Origin of the sequence: Rhodococcus sp. P14 (genome assembly GCF_000256505.1) — a bacterium.
Classification (GTDB): domain Bacteria; phylum Actinomycetota; class Actinomycetes; order Mycobacteriales; family Mycobacteriaceae; genus Rhodococcus; species Rhodococcus ruber.
The window spans coordinates 1-16,808 of record NZ_AJFC01000325.1; the positions used below are offsets into that span (position 1 = coordinate 1).

The 16,808-nt window shown below is 70.9% G+C and carries 14 protein-coding genes and 2 pseudogenes; 10 read left to right on the forward strand and 6 right to left on the reverse strand.

The annotated features are described in order from the left end of the window. Positions 1 to 1,171 (forward strand): annotated as a pseudogene (locus OEY_RS28990) (hypothetical protein); the annotation flags it as partial. 47 nt (positions 1,172 to 1,218) lie between these two features. Here OEY_RS28990 and OEY_RS0123265 read toward each other — a convergent pair. Then, on the reverse strand, positions 1,219 to 2,058 hold the full coding sequence (locus OEY_RS0123265) for a glycosyltransferase family 2 protein (RefSeq protein ID WP_010596164.1): 840 nt from the start codon (positions 2,056 to 2,058) through the stop codon (positions 1,219 to 1,221). 160 nt (positions 2,059 to 2,218) lie between these two features. On the opposite strand from OEY_RS0123265, the gene OEY_RS0123270 reads away from it, so the two are divergent. Together OEY_RS0123270 and OEY_RS0123275 are read left to right on the forward strand one after the other, a co-directional pair. Continuing rightward, the gene (locus tag OEY_RS0123270) at positions 2,219 to 3,220 is read left to right on the forward strand and encodes a glycosyltransferase (RefSeq protein WP_010596165.1); all 1,002 of its coding nucleotides are present in this window, start codon (positions 2,219 to 2,221) and stop codon (positions 3,218 to 3,220) included. A 2-nt stretch (positions 3,221 to 3,222) separates the two neighbouring features. Beyond that, complete coding sequence (locus tag OEY_RS0123275; protein WP_010596166.1) at positions 3,223 to 4,191, forward strand: NAD-dependent epimerase/dehydratase family protein; 969 nt, start codon at positions 3,223 to 3,225, stop codon at positions 4,189 to 4,191. On the opposite strand, the gene rfbB is transcribed toward OEY_RS0123275, so the two are convergent. After that, the gene (rfbB, locus tag OEY_RS0123280; protein ID WP_010596167.1) at positions 4,149 to 5,165 is read right to left on the reverse strand and encodes a dTDP-glucose 4,6-dehydratase; all 1,017 of its coding nucleotides are present in this window, start codon (positions 5,163 to 5,165) and stop codon (positions 4,149 to 4,151) included. The genes OEY_RS0123275 and rfbB overlap by 43 nt on opposite strands. 64 nt (positions 5,166 to 5,229) lie before the next feature. Between rfbB and rfbA the strand changes: the two genes are divergently transcribed. Genes rfbA through OEY_RS0123295 form a run of 3 tightly spaced genes read left to right on the forward strand, consistent with a single transcriptional unit; the run spans position 5,230 to position 7,174 of the window. Next, positions 5,230 to 6,102 carry a glucose-1-phosphate thymidylyltransferase RfbA gene (gene rfbA / locus OEY_RS0123285; RefSeq protein WP_010596168.1) on the forward strand — a complete coding sequence of 291 codons (873 nt, stop codon included), beginning with the start codon at positions 5,230 to 5,232 and terminating at the stop codon, positions 6,100 to 6,102. A 2-nt stretch (positions 6,103 to 6,104) separates the two neighbouring features. Next, positions 6,105 to 6,692 (forward strand): dTDP-4-dehydrorhamnose 3,5-epimerase, encoded by a 588-nt coding sequence (rfbC, locus tag OEY_RS0123290; RefSeq protein WP_010596169.1) that lies wholly within the window; start codon positions 6,105 to 6,107, stop codon positions 6,690 to 6,692. Beyond that, entirely contained in the window at positions 6,689 to 7,174 is a 486-nt protein-coding gene (locus tag OEY_RS0123295) for a GtrA family protein (protein WP_029540188.1), read from the forward strand. The genes rfbC and OEY_RS0123295 overlap by 4 nt, the downstream gene beginning before the upstream one ends. 66 nt (positions 7,175 to 7,240) lie before the next feature. On the opposite strand, the gene OEY_RS0123300 is transcribed toward OEY_RS0123295, so the two are convergent. Then, positions 7,241 to 7,663 (reverse strand): GtrA family protein, encoded by a 423-nt coding sequence (locus tag OEY_RS0123300; protein WP_051009409.1) that lies wholly within the window; start codon positions 7,661 to 7,663, stop codon positions 7,241 to 7,243. A 208-nt stretch (positions 7,664 to 7,871) separates the two neighbouring features. Here OEY_RS0123300 and OEY_RS0123305 point away from each other — a divergent pair, with 208 nt between their 5' ends. Genes OEY_RS0123305 through OEY_RS0123315 form a run of 3 tightly spaced genes read left to right on the forward strand, consistent with a single transcriptional unit; the run spans position 7,872 to position 12,046 of the window. Next, positions 7,872 to 9,296 carry an FAD-binding oxidoreductase gene (locus OEY_RS0123305; RefSeq protein ID WP_010596172.1) on the forward strand — a complete coding sequence of 475 codons (1,425 nt, stop codon included), beginning with the start codon at positions 7,872 to 7,874 and terminating at the stop codon, positions 9,294 to 9,296. Next, entirely contained in the window at positions 9,296 to 10,093 is a 798-nt protein-coding gene (locus OEY_RS0123310) for a decaprenylphospho-beta-D-erythro-pentofuranosid-2-ulose 2-reductase (protein WP_010596173.1), read from the forward strand. Before OEY_RS0123305 ends, OEY_RS0123310 begins: the two co-directional genes overlap by 1 nt. Positions 10,094 to 10,132: 39 nt before the next feature. Continuing rightward, entirely contained in the window at positions 10,133 to 12,046 is a 1,914-nt protein-coding gene (locus OEY_RS0123315; protein ID WP_010596174.1) for a galactan 5-O-arabinofuranosyltransferase, read from the forward strand. Between the two features lie 54 nt (positions 12,047 to 12,100). On the opposite strand, the gene OEY_RS0123320 is transcribed toward OEY_RS0123315, so the two are convergent. From OEY_RS0123320 to map, 3 genes and pseudogenes are all read right to left on the reverse strand, one after another. Next, positions 12,101 to 12,520: a DoxX family protein gene (locus tag OEY_RS0123320; protein WP_010596175.1), complete on the reverse strand. Its 420-nt coding sequence runs from the start codon at positions 12,518 to 12,520 to the stop codon at positions 12,101 to 12,103. A 148-nt stretch (positions 12,521 to 12,668) separates the two neighbouring features. Further along, positions 12,669 to 15,443, reverse strand: coding sequence for an FAD-binding and (Fe-S)-binding domain-containing protein (locus OEY_RS0123325; RefSeq protein WP_010596176.1), 2,775 nt, complete (start codon positions 15,441 to 15,443; stop codon positions 12,669 to 12,671). Between the two features lie 71 nt (positions 15,444 to 15,514). Then, positions 15,515 to 16,292: pseudogene (gene map / locus OEY_RS28995) on the reverse strand (type I methionyl aminopeptidase). 38 nt (positions 16,293 to 16,330) lie between these two features. Here map and OEY_RS29000 point away from each other — a divergent pair. After that, positions 16,331 to 16,600: a helix-turn-helix domain-containing protein gene (locus OEY_RS29000; protein ID WP_026137866.1), complete on the forward strand. Its 270-nt coding sequence runs from the start codon at positions 16,331 to 16,333 to the stop codon at positions 16,598 to 16,600. Positions 16,601 to 16,808 lie beyond the last annotated feature (208 nt).

Below are 16,808 nucleotides of genomic sequence, written 5' to 3' on the forward strand. Positions count from 1 at the left end.
GTTCGCTCTCGCGACGCTCGTGGTGGTGTGCGTGCTGCTCAGCCGCCACGGCACACTCCGCGGGATCCGGGTCCGCGCGGGCGCGGCGGCCACACTCGTGCTGTTGATGACGCTGCGTTCCGGATCCTCGTCCCCCGAGTTCATGAATCGTCACCTGCTGTGGGCGGGTGCCGTCCTCCTCGTCGGGGCCGTCGTCCTGTGGGCCGCGCTCCGCGCCGGTGAGCGGACGGTCGCGACGCTCCTGCTGCTCTCGGCACTGCCCGTCGTGTACTTCCAGGTGGCGTCGACGACACCGCATCCGCTCGCGTGGGATCTGCCCGCCCGGCAGTCGGTCGCGAAGGCGAACTTCCCGGACCGGCCGGGCACCACGCTGCAACTCGCCGACCGCGAACTGGTGCTGCCGTGGACGGCGAACCCGGAGGGCGTCTACCGCTCCCTGGTGTTCGGCAACTTCGCCAAGTCCCTCGACGAGACCTACGTCAACGCCTACACCCCCATCGGCTTCGAGGAGTTCGCCTTCCACCTGTGCATGCGGCACGACGGTTCGAGCTGTGCGGACGCGTTCGCCGCTGCCTTCGCCACCGAGCCGAGTACCGATCGCACGTACGTGGACCTGATGCTCGTGGATCGGGTCGTGCTGCAGCGCCGGCAGTATCCGGACGCCGGCTCGGAGCCGGCGCCGCCCGGCTGGCGGTGGGTGCAGTCGCCGCCCGGGTCCGCGGACGCCGTGGACGCGGTGATCCTCGAACGGATCGGCGGACCGGTCAGCGGCGGGAACGGACGCATCTCCTTCACCGAGGGAGTCACCGCGACCACGGTGGCCGAGGACTACGCGACGAGCCGGGTCCGCGTCGATTCGGCGGACGGCGGACGCGTCGTCTTCGCCCGGCTGAACTGGCCCGGCTACGCGGTCACGCTGGACGGCCGGCCGCTGGATCCGCGGTCGGTGGACGAGATGTTCCTCGCAGTGGACATCCCCGCCGGCACCGACGCGGGGGAACTCGTCGTGAGCTGGACCCCGCCGGGACAGGGGGCCGGATTCGCCGGACTGGGCCTCGGTCTCGCCGGTGCCGCGACCATGCAACTGCTGTACCTGCGAGACCGGCGGAAGACCCGGCGGGAACATCCGGACGAGACCGCGGTGCCCGTGGCGCCCGCCACGGTGGGCTGAGACCACGGTCGACTGACACGGTCGACTGACACTACGGTCCGCTGTAACTACGGGGGGCTGAGCCGCGACCGGAAGACGGTGTAGAACACCCGCCGCTGAAGCGCGGCGAGTTCGGCGCGACGATTTCCCTGCCACACATCGGCCGCCCGGAGCCCGCCGGGCAGTTGTCCGGCCACCCACCGGTGGTAGGCCTTCGCCTGCCGGGCCTGCTCGGCGACGAGCGCCACGCTCCACTGACCGGCACTGACGCGGAACCCGCCGACGACCTGCCGGAGGGCATACAGATCGCCGTGGAACAGCACCTTCGTGTAGGAGGCCATGTCGATGAGGTAGGGGAAGCGACCGTCCCATCCGCCGGCCCGTTCGAGAGCGTCGCGCCGCATCGTCACGCACATCGGCTCACCGAAGACGTTGGTGCCCAGCCGCACGGTGCGCCGGATCGCCTCCTCACCCGGCACCAGGCCCGACAGTCCCTGGAGCCCGCGGCCGCCGATCATCTTCGTGCCGCGCGCGTCGAGGATGTCGCGCCGCGACGCCACCGCCACCGCCGACGGGTGCGCATCCAGGGCCGCCACCTGGGCGGCGAGGGCACCCGGATAGAGCAGGTCGTCGCCGCACACCAGCTTGACGTACTCGCCGGTGGCCTCGGCCGTCACGCGCTGCCAGTTCCGGGGCGCACCACCGCCCGCCGGGGTCGACAACAGGGTCACGCGCCGGTCGCCGGCGTACTTGCCGAGCAGGTCGGCGGTGCCGTCGGTGGAACTGTGGTCGGCGACGATCAGTTCGAAATCCCCGAAGTCCTGCCCGAGCACGGACTCGACCGTCGCCTCGATGTACGGCGCATTGTTGTAGGCCGGAATCACGACGGAGAGTTTCGGCCTCGTCACTGCTGCTCATCCCGTTCTCGAAGGGGCCGGCGCGGGGCGGGCCGGTGGACGGCGTCACCGTACATCGGCACGGACCGCACCCGAAAACAGCCCCGCCCGGCGTATACACTCCCAACTTGTGAGCAGCGACGACGGGGCGGGGACGGGCACGCCACACCGCGTGTCGATCGTCGTACCGGTCTACCAGGGCGAACACACCCTGGGTGAGCTGCTCGAGCAGATCCTTCCGTGGACCGAGGTCACCCTGACCCCCGGCGGCCGTCCCATGGTGGTCGAGGAGGTTCTGCTCGTCCACGACAACGGCCCCGACGACTCGGCCCGCGTCATCCGGGAACTGTCCGCGAAGTACCCGTTCGTCGCCGGGGTGTGGCTCAGCCGGAACTTCGGCCAGCATCCGGCGACGCTCGCGGGCATGGCGTCGAGCGGCGGCGAGTGGATCGTCACCCTCGACGAGGACGGCCAGCACGACCCGGCCGCCATCGGCGGTCTGCTCGACACCGCGCTCGACGAGGGTGCGACGGTCGTGTACGCGAAGCCGACGAACGCGGCACCGCACGGCGCGCTGCGGAACGTGGCCTCCAGGGGATCCAAATGGTTCCTGGCCCGGGTGCTGTCCGTCTCCGACAGCCCCGACTACCAGAGCTTCCGCCTGGTGCTGGGCGAGGTGGGACGGTCCCTCGCCGCCTACGCGGGTTCGGAGGCCTATCTCGACGTCGCGCTGGGGTGGATCGCGGGGAAGGTGAGCACCAGCCCGGTCGCACTGCGCGAGGAGCAGGGACGGGCGTCCGGCTACCGGCTGCGCACCCTGCTGTCGCACTTCTGGCGGATGGTGCTGTCGAGCGGCACCAAGGGCCTGCGGATGGTGAGCCTGCTGGGCGTGGTCCTGGCCGTCGGCGGTCTCCTGTGGGCGGCGTGGGTGCTGGTGTCCTACCTGTTCCTCGGCAACCGCTTCCCGGTGCAGGGCTGGGCTTCGACGACGGTCATCCTGCTGCTGGGATTCGGTGCCGTCCTGTTCTCCCTCGGGGTCATCGCCGAGTACGTCGGGGTGGCGGTGAAGACGGCGATGGGCAAACCGCCGTACCTGATCGTCAGCGATCCCGACTCCGGCCCGCTGGGCCGCACCCAGCGGTATCCCGACCTCGAATCCTTCCGGAGCGGGTAACCGTGCCGGCGCCGACGTGGGTCGTCGGAAGCGGCGGGCTGCTCGGTTCGTGGGTGACCCGGGAGCTGCGTCGCCGCGACGTCCCGGTGACGACGAGTGTGGTGCCGTGGGACGAGCCGGAACAGGCCCGCACCGTGCTGCTGGCCGATGCGGACCGGTTCGTCCGCGGCGCCGGGGGCGGGCCGTGGCGGGTCGCGTGGTGTGCCGGTGCCGGCGTGAACGGCACGACGTCGGAGGCCTTCGCGGCCGAGAATGCCCTGCTGCGCGACGTGCTCGACGGACTCGCGCACGCGGGCGGCGGCAGCGCCGAACGGGGGACGGTGTTCCACGCGTCGTCGGCAGGCGGGGTGTACGCGGCCGCGCCGGGCGCCCCGCACTCCGAGTACAGTCCCACGGCCCCGCTCGGTCTGTACGGACACGCCAAGCTGGCCGCCGAGACCGTCGTCACGGATTTCGCGCGTGAGACGGGCGCGACCGCCGTGATCGGGCGCTTCGCGAACCTGTACGGGCCGGGCCAGAATCTCGCCAAACCGCAGGGTCTCGTCTCCCACCTGTGCCGCGGGTATCTCACGGGGACGCCGGTCTCGATCTACGTCTCGATGGACACTCTGCGGGACTACCTGTTCGTCTCCGACGCGGCCGAGATGGTGGCCGACGCCCTGGCCCGGGCGGAGGCCGCCCCGGGCGGGGTGAGCACCAAGATCTTCGCGTCGGGCCGGTCGGTGACGATCGGCGCGATCCTGGGCGCCTGCCGGACCGTCTTCCGCCGTCGCCCCAACGTCGTGCTGGCGTCGTCGCCGCTCGCGTCGGTGCAGGGCCGGGACCTGCGGTTACGGTCCGTGGTGTGGCCGGAGCTGGACCGTCGCAGCCATCGGCCGCTGCCGGCCGGCATCGCCGCGACGCTGGAGGCGACCCGGCGCTCGATGGGTCAGTCGGCTCGGCCGAGTGTGCGCTCGCCGGATCGGGCGTAGGCCTGTTCGGTGGCGTCCTTCTGGGGTCGCCACCAGTGCTCGTGGGTGCGGTACCACTCGATCGTCGCGGCCAGCCCCTCCCGGAAGTCCCGGTAGCGGGGCTGCCAGCCGAGTTCGGTGCGCAGCCGGGTCGCGTCGATCGCGTAGCGCAGGTCGTGGCCGGGCCGGTCGGTGACGAAGTCGAAGTCGGTGCGGTCCCTGCCGCACAGCTCGAGGACGGTCTCGACGACGGTGCGGTTGTCGGTCTCCCCGTCCGCGCCGATCAGGTAGGTCTGCCCGATCTCGCCCTTGTCGATGATCGTCCACACCGCCCGGTTGTGGTCGTCGACGTGGATCCAGTCCCGCACGTTCGCCCCGGTGCCGTACAGCCTGGGCCGCACCCCGTCGAGGACGTTGGTGATCTGCCGCGGGATGAACTTCTCCACGTGCTGGTACGGCCCGTAGTTGTTCGAGCAGTTCGAGATCGTCGCCGCCACCCCGAACGAGCGCACCCACGCCCGCACCAGCAGATCCGAGCCGGCCTTGGTCGAGGAGTACGGGCTCGACGGGTTGTAGGCGGTGGCCTCGGTGAACCGCGCCGGATCGTCGAGGTCGAGATCGCCGTACACCTCGTCGGTGGAGATGTGGTGGTAGCGCACCGCATGCCGGCGCACCGCCTCGAGCAGGGTGAACGTGCCCATCAGGTTGGTCTGCACGAACGGCGACGGATCGGCCAGGGAGTTGTCGTTGTGCGATTCGGCGGCGAAGTGCACCACCAGATCCGACTCGGCCACCAGCTCGTCCACCAGGTCGGCGTCGGCGACGTCGCCGCGGACGAAGCGGACCTGCTCGGCGACCGGGTCGAGGGAGGCGAGGTTGCCGGCGTAGGTGAGCTTGTCGAGCACCGTCACCTGCGCCTCGGGGCGGTCGGCGACGGTCCGATGCACGAAGTTCGCACCGATGAAACCGGCACCGCCGGTGACGAGCAACCGCATGCGGCAACCCTACCGGCGGTGCGGTCGTTGGTCCGCGTCCACCCCGGATGGGAGACTGCCCGTCATGCGCGGAATCATTCTCGCCGGCGGCACCGGGTCCCGACTGCATCCGATCACCCTGGGAGTGAGCAAGCAGCTGGTGCCGGTCTACGACAAGCCGATGATCTACTACCCGCTGTCGACGCTCATGCTCGCCGGGATCCGCGACATCCTGATCATCACCACCGCCGAGGACGCTCCGCAGTTCCATCGGCTGCTCGGCGACGGGTCGCGATACGGGGTGAACCTGACCTACCGGGTGCAGCCGGAACCGAACGGTCTCGCCCAGGCGTTCGTCCTCGGCGCCGAGCACATCGGCGACGGCAGCGTCGCCCTGGTCCTCGGGGACAACATCTTCTACGGTCCGCGCCTGGGCACCCAGCTCACCCGGTTCGCCGACCTCGACGGCGGGGCGGTGTTCGCCTACCGGGTGTCCGACCCCAGCGCCTACGGCGTGATCGAATTCGACTCCGACGGCCGAGCCCTGTCGCTCGAGGAGAAACCCGCCACCCCCAAGTCGAACTTCGCGGTGCCCGGACTGTACTTCTACGACAACGACGTCGTCGCCATCGCCCGCGACCTGCGCCCGTCGGACCGCGGCGAATACGAGATCACCGACATCAACCGCACCTACCTCGAGGCCGGCCGCCTCCAGGTCGAAGTCCTCCCCCGCGGCACCGCCTGGCTCGACACCGGCACCTTCGACTCGCTGCTCGACGCCTGCAACTACGTCCGTACCATCGAACAACGCCAGGGCCTGAAGATCGGCGCCCCCGAGGAGGTCGCGTGGCGGCGCGGCTTCATCACCGACGACGAGCTGCGTGCCCTGGCCGCGCCGCTGGTCAAATCCGGCTACGGCAGCTACCTGCTCGACCTGCTCGACCGGGAAGGACACTGACGGTGCACTACCGCGAACTGAAGATCCCCGGCGCCTTCGAGATCACCCCCCGCCAGTTCGGCGACGACCGCGGCGTGTTCTACGAATGGTTCAAACAACCCACCTTCGCCGACGCCGCCGGCCGTCCGCTCGACCTGGCCCAGGCCAACTGCTCGGTCTCCGCCGCCGGGGTGCTGCGCGGCATCCACTACGCCGACGTCCCGCCCGGGCAGGCCAAGTACGTCACCTGCGTCGCCGGCGCGGTCCTCGACGTCGCCGTCGACCTGCGCGTCGGCTCCCCCACCTTCGGACAGTGGGACGCGGTCCTGCTCGACGACGTCGACCGCCGCGCCATCTACCTCCCCGACGGCCTCGGCCACGCCTTCTGCTCCCTCGCCGACGGCTCCACCGTCGTCTACCTGTGCTCGACCACCTACAACCCCGACCGCGAACACGAGATCGACCCCCTCGACCCGCAGATCGGCATCGACTGGCCCACCACCGGCCGCGACGGCACACCCCTGCACTACGAACTCTCCGCCAAGGACAAGGCCGCACCGTCGCTGGCCGACGTCGTCGCCGCCGGGTCGCTGCCGCGGTACCTCGGGTGAGCGCGCAGCCGGTGCCCTCCCCCGATCCCGCTACCGAGCCCGCCGGCGCGCCCGGCGGGATGACGGGGGCGCCGGGTCCGCTCATGCGCCTGTTCAAGAACCAGGCCGTGGCGTTCCTGCTGGTGGGGGCGTTCAACACCGCGCTGGGCACCGCGTGGTTCATCGTGTGGCAGCTCGCCGTCGGCGACACCCTCGGCTACCACTTCGCGATCGTGGCGGGTTACGCCTCGAACGTGCTGTGCGCCTTCTCCACCTACCGCTATCTGGTGTTCCGGGTGCGCGGTCACTTCCTGCGCGACCTGTGGCGGTTCGTGACGGTCAACTTGAGCGCATTCCTGCTGAACCTCGCCCTCATGACCGTGGCCGTCTCGGTGCTCGGGTTCCCGCCGATTCCGTCGCAGATCGTGATCACCGTCGTGACCGCGACGGCGAGCTTCTTCGGCTACCGGGACTTCTCCTTCCGTCGCGCCGAGCGCGGATGACCGCCGCCCCGAGCGAACGGTCCGTACCGCCCCGGAGACGAGCGAGACATTCGCTCGCCCCACGGCTCAGCGCAGGCGGAAGATCACGGCGCGCTGCACCACGAAGTTGATGACGGTGGCCGTGCCCTGCGCGACGACGAACGCCAGCGGCACGCGCCACCACTCGTCGGGCAGCGCGTCGTACAACACGTAGTTGATGCCGACCTGGACGGCGTAGGTGATCGCGTACAGGATCACCACCGCGACGAACCGGGCCCGGCTCGGTTCGGCCCTGAAGGTCCAGCGCCGGTTGATCAGGTACGCGGTGGTGGTGCCGGCGACGAACGACAGCGACTTCGCGACGTTGACGTGCAGCCCCACGGCGAGCAGCAGCACGTAGAGGCCGAAGTCCACGATCGCGGACAGCCCGCCGGTGAGGACGAACCGCACGATCTGCGTCTTCAGGTCGAGCGCCTCGTCCGCGGTGCTGTCGGTGACGGGGATCTCCACCGGTAGGGGGGCGTGATGCTCCGGTTGCGTCTGCCAGTGCGGGTGCTGCGGATGCTCGGACACGGGCGACAGCCTATGCGAGCGGGGCCCACGTCCCCGCTGCGCGACGGAACGCAGCCGGACGCTTCCGGCAATCCGGACGCCGGGACGCCGGGCGTCACCGGCGACACACTCTCGCCGCTGCGACCGGCGGGTAACCTGTACGGCGATGTCCACGACAGCTGCAGAGCCGGCCGCCGCGCCGCTCCCCACCCAGACCCGCACTCTGACCGGCTGGGGGCGCACCGCCCCGACCACCGCGGAAGTGCTGTCCACTCCCGACGTCGAGGTGATCGCGCAGGCGGTCGCCCGGGTCGCGGAGCAGAACGAGTCCAAGCCGTCGCACCTGCGCCGCGGTGTCATCGCCCGTGGTCTCGGCCGCTCGTACGGTGATCCGGCGCAGAACGCGGGCGGGCTCGTCGTCGACATGACGGCGCTGGACCGGATCCACACGATCGACCGCGAATCGCGGCTGGTCACCGTGGACGCGGGCGTCGACCTGGACCAGCTGATGCGCGCGGCGCTCCCGTTCGGGCTGTGGGTCCCGGTGCTGCCGGGCACCCGGCAGGTGACCGTGGGCGGTGCGATCGGCGCGGACATCCACGGCAAGAACCATCACAGCGCGGGCAGCTTCGGCAACCACGTCCGGTCGATGGACCTGCTCACCGCGGACGGCCAGGTGCGCACCCTCACTCCCCACGGGCGCAATTCCAAGCTGTTCTGGGCGACGGTCGGCGGCATGGGCCTGACCGGCATCATCCTGCGCGCCACCATCGAGATGACGCCCACCGAGACGGCGTACTTCATCGCCGACGGCGTGGTCACCAGCACCCTCGACGAGACGATCGCCGTGCACAGCGACGGCTCCGAGGCGAACTACGACTACTCGAGCGCCTGGTTCGACGCGGTCGCGCCGCTGCCGAAGCTCGGCCGGGCCGCGATCTCGCGCGGTTCGCTGGCCAAGCTCGACCAGCTGCCGAAGAAGCTGCAGAAGAACCCGCTGAAGTTCGACGCGCCGACGCTGCTGACGTTCCCGGACATCTTCCCGAACGGCCTGGCCAACAAGTACACCTTCAGCGCCGTCGGCGAGCTGTGGTACCGCAAGTCCGGCAACTACACGGGCAAGGTCCAGAACCTGACGCAGTTCTACCACCCGCTCGACATGTTCGGGGAGTGGAACCGCGCCTACGGCTCGAACGGGTTCCTGCAGTACCAGTTCGTGGTGCCGACCGAGGCGGTCGACGAGTTCAAGAAGATCATCGTCGACATCCAGCGCTCGGGGCACTACTCGTTCCTCAACGTGTTCAAGCTGTTCGGGGAGGGCAACAAGGCGCCGCTGAGCTTCCCGATGCGCGGCTGGAACATCTGCGTCGACTTCCCCATCAAGGCGGGGCTCAACGAGTTCGTCCGCGAACTCGACCGCCGCGTCCTCGAGTTCGGCGGCCGTCTCTACACCGCGAAGGACTCGCGCACCTCCGCCGAGACGTTCCACGCGATGTACCCGCGCATCGGCGAATGGATCAAGATCCGCCGCTCGGTCGACCCCACCAACGTGTTCGCCTCCGATATGTCCAGAAGGTTGGAACTCCACTGATGATCAACGCCGTCGGCAACCCCCAGACCCTGCTGCTCCTCGGTGGCACGTCCGAGATCGGACTCGCCATCGTCGAGGAGTACCTGCGCAAGGCGCCGGCCCGGGTGATCCTCGCCGCGCTGCCCAACGACCCCCTGCGCGACGACGCTGTCGCGCAGATGAAGGGTGCGGGGGCCACCAAGGTCGACCTGATCGATTTCGACGCCCTCGACACCGGCAACCACCCGGACATGATCGCCCGGGCCTGGGATCTCGCCGGAAACGGTCGCTCCGCAGGCTCCGCTCCTGCCGGGGACGTCGACGTCGCGATCGTCGCGTTCGGCATGGACGCCGACGCCGAGGAGCTGTGGCAGAACCAGACCAAGGCCATCCGGGTCGCGGAGATCAACTACACCGCGGCCGTGTCGGTCGGTGTGCTCCTCGGCGAGAAGATGAAGGCGCAGGGCTACGGGCGCATCATCGCGATGTCCTCCGTCGCCGGTGAGCGGGTCAAGCGAGCCAACTTCGTGTACGGCTCCGCGAAGGCCGGGCTCGACGGCTTCTACCTGGGCCTCGGGGAGGCCCTGGCGCCGTTCGGTCCGCGGGTGACGGTGGTGCGTCCCGGACAGGTGCGCACCAAGTTCAGCGCCCACGTCGAGGAAGCGCCGCTGACGGTCGACAAGGAGGACGTCGCCGCGCTGGCCGTCGCCGCGTCCGCGAAGGGCAAGGAGATCGTTTGGGCTCCGGGCGCCTTCCGGTACGTGATGATGGTGCTGCGGCACATCCCGCGCGCGATCTTCCGGAAGCTGCCGATCTAGGCTGCGGGGGTGTCCGACCCAGTCGTATCCTCTTCCGACGTGGCCCCCTTCCGGCGAGCCCTCCGCACCGCCGGCGAGGGGGCCGCTGCGGTTGTCGTCGCGACGATCGTCGCCGCCGTGGGGCTGTTCGCGTTCGCGCGCGTGCAGTGGCCCGCATTCAACTCCTCGAACGTCACGCAGGCCGTCACGATGGTGCTGCAGGTGGGGGCGCTCGCCGTGCTCGCCGGCTCGGTCGTGCTGCTGCGCCGGCGACGGTGGACGGCGTTCGCGCGGGTGCTGTCGTGGGCGGGTCTGTCGGGTCTGGTCACCGTCACCCTCGGGATGCCGTTGGCGGCGACGAAGCTCTATCTGCACGGCATCTCCGTCGACCAGGAGTTCCGCACCGAGTACCTGACGCGGCTCACCGACTCCCCCGCGCTGCGGGACATGACGTACGCGGACCTGCCGCCGTTCTACCCCGCCGGCTGGTTCTGGATGGGCGGCCGCTTCGCGAGCCTGCTCGGCCTGGACGGCTGGGAGGCGTTCAAGCCATGGTCGATCGTGTCGCTGGCCGTCGCCGCCGTCGTCGGGCTCGTGCTGTGGACCGCGCTGGTGCGGGTCGACCTGGCCGTGCTGGTCGCCACCGCCACCACCGCCGTCGTCCTCGCCTACGGCTCTCCGGAGCCGTACGGCGCGTTCGTCGCGCTGCTGATCGCGCCTGCCCTCGTCATGGCGTGGGGGGCGCTGTCGCGCCCGGTGCGTCCTTTGGGCGGCTGGGGCAGCCCAAAGGACACACCGGGCGGCGGAGCCGTCGTCGGGACCGGGCTCTTCCTGGGCCTGGCCGCGACGTTCTACTCCCTCTACCTCGGGATCGCGGCGTTCGCGGTGACGGTGATGGCCGTCGTCGCCGCGGTGCTCGCGCGACGCGCGGCGGGCACCTGGCGGGCCGCTCTCCCCGTGCTGGTACGGCTGGGCGTGATCGCGGGGATCGCCGTCGCCGTCGCGCTGCTCGTGTGGGCGCCGTTCGTGCTCGAGGTGCTGCGGGGCGGGTCCACCGCCGGATCCGGCACGGCGACGCACTACCTGCCCGAGACCGGGGCGCGGCTGCCCCTGCCGATGTTCCACGGTTCCCTGATCGGGCTGCTGTGCCTGCTCGGCACGGTGTGGCTGGTCGGGCGGGCCACGTCGTCGCGGCGTGCGCAGGCCCTCGGGCTCGGCGTGGTGTCCGTGTACCTGTGGTACCTGGCGTCGATGGCGCTGACCGCGCTGGGCAACACTTTGCTGGCCTTCCGCCTCGAGGTGATCCTGCTCGTGCTGCTCGCGGCGGCCGGCACGTTCGCGTTCGTCGACTTCACCCGCTGGATCGTGCTGGCCACCAGCGAGAACCAGCGGGTGCGGTGGTCGCTCATCGCGGTCGGCGTGCTGGGTGCGCTCGCGTTCACCCAGAACATCCCCCAGGTCCTCGCGAACGAGATCACCGTCGCCTACACCGACACCGACGGCAACGGTGAACGCGCCGATCAGCGTCCGCCCGGCGCGGGCGCCTACTACGCCGAGCTGGACGAGACGATCACCGCGGCGCTGGGCCGGCCGCGCGACGAGATCGTCGTCCTCACCGCCGACACCGCCTTCCTCGCCTACTACCCGTATCTCGGGTTCCAGGCGCTGACGTCGCACTACGCGAACCCGTTGGCGGACTTCGAGGGACGCGCCGCCGCGATCGAGGACTGGGCCTCGGTCGAGACGACCGACGAGCTGCTCGCCGCGTGGGACGAGTCCCCGTGGCGGGGACCCGATGCGATCGTGTTCCGGCAGGGCGCCGAGGGTTACACCCTCCGGCTCGCCGAGGACGTGTACCCCAACGACCCCAACGTCCGTCGCTACACGGTGACGTATCCGAAGTCGCTGTTCGACGATCCGCGGTTCACGGTCTCGGAGATCGGACCGTTCGTCGTCGTCACCCGCACGGGATAGCGGGCACGCGACGGTCCGCGAACACCGTTCGCGGACCGTCGCGACGTGGGCGTGCTATCCGCGGCGCAGCGGCATCACCGACCGCACCACCGGATCACGCAGATACAGCCCGGCCCAGACGAACACACCGACGTAGACCGGGAACAGGATGGTGCTGAAGAGCGGCATCTCGTTGAGCATGTTGGTGGCCACGGCGCCGCCGAGATACCCGGTCAGCAGCACCGCCCCGAGGATCGAGGTGGCCGGGACCAGGTACAGCGCCAGGCACACGAGCATGACGACGCCGATGACGTAGTTGAGGTTCGGATCGAAGCCCAGATCGATCATCGCCTGCCGCGCCTGGTCGACGTTGAGGACGTGGATCGCGGCGTCGAACAGCAGGAACAGCACGACGAGGCCGGTGATCACCAGGCCGGCGATGCGGAATTTCCGGTCGGTGGGACGCTCGGCGGGGCGGGTGGTGGTCGAGATCATGGCAGGCTCCTCGGTCGGGGTGGCGGTCTCGCTACGGACTGACCGGCCGGCCCCGGAAAACTCATCGCACCGCACCGCACCGCACCGTGCCGATCCGGCGACCCGAGCCGCCCCAGCCCGGTCCCGACACCCGGAACCGAGCCCCGGCTCACAACCGGGACGCCAGCAACTCGGCGAGGTGGACGCCGCGACGCTCGGTGAGATCGGTGATCTGGGTGCGGCAGGAGTAGCCGTCGGCGAGCACGACGTCGTCGGGACCCGCCGCGGCGATCGCGGGCAGCAGCTGGTGCCCGGCGACGGCGACCGAGACGTCGTAGTGCGCCGGCACCACCCCGAAGTTGCCGGCGAGACCGCAGCATCCGCCGAGCCGGGTGACCGTTGCACCGGCCCGGCGCAGCAGCGCGGCGTCGGCGCCCCAGCCCATCACGGCGTGGTGGTGGCAGTGCGGCTGGGCCACCACCGACGTCCCGGACAGTGACGGCGGTTCCCAGTCGCCGAGCAGTTCGGCCAGCGTCACCGTCGAGTCCGCGACGGCGCGTGCCGGTTCGAACCCGAGCAGCTCCACGGCGTCGGAGCGCAGGACCGCCGTGCACGACGGCTCGAGGCCCACGATCGGCATGCCGGCCGGGAACAGTGCGGAGATGGTGCGGCCCAGGATCTTCCGGGCCGTATCCAGCTGGCCGGTGGTGATCCACGTCAGCCCGCAGCACTGTTGCTTTTCGGTCACGCACACCCGTCGGCCGGCCGCCTCGAGGACCCGCACCGCGGCGATCGCCACCTCCGGCGTGAAGTACTCGGTGAAGGTGTCGACGAACAGCAGGACGGGCTCGCCGTCCGTGCGACGTTCGGCCGCCGTGTCCGCGAACCAGCGACGGAACGTGCGGGGCGCGAACTCGGGCACGCGGCGACGCCGGTCGACGCCGGCGAGGGTCAGTCCGGCGGACGCCACCCCCGGCAGCTTGGCGAGGGTGTTCACGACGCGTGGTGCGCGACCGGCCAGCGCCGCCCAGCGTGGGAGCCGTCCCAGCGTGTAGTGCGTGGCGGGACGGAGCCGACCCCGGTAACTCTGGTGCAGCACTTCGGATTTGAACGTCGCCATGTCGACACCGGTCGGACAGTCGGAGGCACAGCCCTTGCATGCCAGGCACAGTTCGAGGGCCTCGTGCACCTCCGGTGAGCGCCAGGACCCGGTGACGAGCGTGCCGTTGAGCATCTCCTGCAGGACCCGGGCCCGGCCGCGGGTGGAGTCCTTCTCCTCCCGGGTCGCCAGGTAGGACGGGCACATCACCCCGCCGAGGCCGGCGGTGTCGGCGCGGCACTTGCCGACGCCGGTGCAGCGGTGCACGGCCTGCCTGAAGTCGCCGTCGTCGCCCGCGTACCGGAAGGCGAGCAGGTCCCGGACCCGGTGCGCGGCCGGGATCCGAAGGTCCCGGTCCACGGGAGCCGGGTCGACGAGCACACCGGGATTGAGCAGGCCCTCGGGGTCGAACACCGCCTTGACGGCGCCGAACAGTCGCAGCGCGGTCGGCGAGTACATCAGGGGCAGCAGTTCGCTTCGCACCCGGCCGTCGCCGTGCTCGCCCGACATCGACCCCCCGAACGACGCCACGAGTTCCCCTGCTGCGAAAAGGAATTCGCGGAACATTCCGGGCATCTCGAGCGGCACGTCGAGGCGGATGTGGATGCAGCCGTCGGCGAAGTGACCGTACGGATAGCCGGTCACGCCGTACCGGGACAGCAGCGACTCGAACTCGCGCAGGTACTCCCCCATCCGTTCCGGCGGGACGGCGGCGTCCTCCCAGCCGGAGTGGGCGGGCCGCCCGGCGGGGCTGCGCCCGGCCAGTCCCGCCCCGTCCTCGCGGATGCGCCACAGCTGTGCGGCCTTGCCGGGGTCGGTCACGATCAGTGAATCCACCGCCACCGCAGCGTGTTCGACGGATCTCGCCCGTGCCAGGACCTCGTCGGCGTCGTCGCCGGACAGTTCGACGAACAACCACGCCGCCCCCCGCGGCAGCGGAGGCACCGCCGCCGCGCCGCGCCGCGCGCGCACGACGTCGACGATCCGCGAGTCGAGCCCCTCGCACGCGGTCGGACCGAAGCCGAGCAACGTGTGCGCGGCGTCGCCCGCCGTCGCGATGTCGGGGTAGCCGAGGGCCACCAGGACGCGGACCGCGGGGTCGGCGACGAGCCGCACCGTCGCCTCGGTGACGACACCGAGCGTGCCCTCGCTGCCGACGAAGAAGCGCAGGACGTCGAACCCGTTCTCGGGCAACAGGTGTTCGAGGGCGTAGCCGGAAGCCTGCCGGCCGAACCGGCCGAACTCGGTGCGGATGGTGGCGAGGTGGTCGAGGGTGATCCGGCGCAGTGATTCGAGAACGGGGGCGTCGTCGGGCAGCGACAGGTGCCGGCCCGCGCCGGTGAGCACCTCGAGACCGAGAACGTTGTCGGATGTGCGTCCGTAGCCGAGGGTGCGGGCACCGCAGGCGTTGTTGCCGATCATCCCGCCGACGGTGCAGCGGTTGTGGGTGGACGGGTCGGGTCCGAAGCGCAGTCCGTACGGGGCGGCGGCGCGCTGCAGTTCGGACTGGACGACGCCGGGCTGCACGGTCGCCGTGCGCGCCTCGGGGTCGATCCGCAGGACCCGGCCGAGATGGCGGGCGAAGTCGAGTACGACGCCGGGCCCGACGGCGTTGCCGGCGACGGAGGTCCCGCCGCCGCGTGAGGTGAGCGGAACGCCGTGCCGGCGGCACACCTCGAGCACGGTGCCGACCTCGTCGATCTCGCGGGGCCGCACCACCGCCTGCGGGGGCACCCGGTAGAGCGAGGCGTCGGACGAGTAGAGCGCGCGGGTGGTGGTGTCGTCGAACACCTCGGAGATGCCCGCGTCGCGCAGGGCCTCGCCGATCGTCCTCGCCCGGGCCATAGGCCGATGCTAGTGCCTGCAGGGGTCGCTTCGTCGCAGGTCGGACCGGCACGGCCGGGGTCGATGCGCCGTCAGCGGGAGGTGAGGACGACCGGTCCGTCCTCGGTGATCGCGACGGTGTGCTCACAGTGCGCGGCCCGGCTGCCGTCGGCGGTGCGCAGCGTCCATCCGTCCGGGTCGTGCCGGTAGGCGTCGCCGCCGCCGGCGTGCAGCATCGGCTCGACGGGGCTCGACGGCCAGCACCAGTCCCGGCCGCAGCCGCATCCCCCGCCCCACCCGGCCCTCGTTGGGCACGTGCGGGTCCTCGTGCATGCGGCGGCCGATGCCGTGACCGCCGTGGTCGGCGAGCATGCCGTAGCCGCGAGAGCGGACGTATCCGCCGATCGCCGCGCCGATGTCGCCGAGACGGTTTCCCGGCACGGCCGCGGCGACGCCGCGCGCGAGGGCGTCCTCCGCCGCGGCGATCAGGGCGAGGTCCTCGGGGTCGGCGGTCCCGACGGTGAAGCTCACGGCGGCGTCCCCGCACCAGCCGTCGAGCACCGCCCCGCAGTCGATGCTCACCAGGTCACCGTCACGGAGCCGGTAGCTGCCGGGAATGCCGTGGACGACGGCGTCGCCGACGCTCGCGCACACGACACCGGGGAACGGCGACGGCGCCCAGTCGGGGTGGTAGCCCAGGAACGGGGAGGTCGCGCCGGCGGCTCGGAGGACCTCGGCGGCGACGTCGTCGAGGTCCTTCAGGCAGACCCCGATTCCCGCGTGGGCCCGCACGGTTGCCAGCGCCTCCGCGACCACGGCACCGGCGGCGCGCATCGCCTCGACCTCGCCGGGCGTCTTCAACTCGACCATCACACCTCCAATAGAAATACCGGTATTACTATACGGGAATGGTGCGCGAACCACTTACTCCGGCCCAACTCGAGCGAGGACGACGCCTGGGCGAACGCCTCCGCGCGGCACGCGGCGCCGCCGGGATGGCGACGGTCGCCGCCGAGGCCGGCATCTCCGTCGAGACCCTCCGGAAGATCGAGACCGGACGCATCGCCACGCCCGCCTTCTTCACCGTCACCGCGCTCGCCCGGGTCCTCGGACTCTCCCTCGACGACCTGGCCGGCGACCCGACGGACGATCCCGCCGAGCACGAGGCCGCCTCCTGACCGGAGGAGGCCACCCCCGCCTCCCCCGTCCCTCGCCTAGCATCGATCCTTGTGCCCGTCGATGTCCTTTCGCCCGAAACGCCCGCTTACGCCGATACGAAGGCGCGCGTGCGCACGGCCAGGATCGTCGCGACGGTCAGCGGACTGCTCGGCATGCTGCTCGCCCTGGCCGTGCCGTTCCTGCCGGTCCGGCAGGGGGCCGCCACCG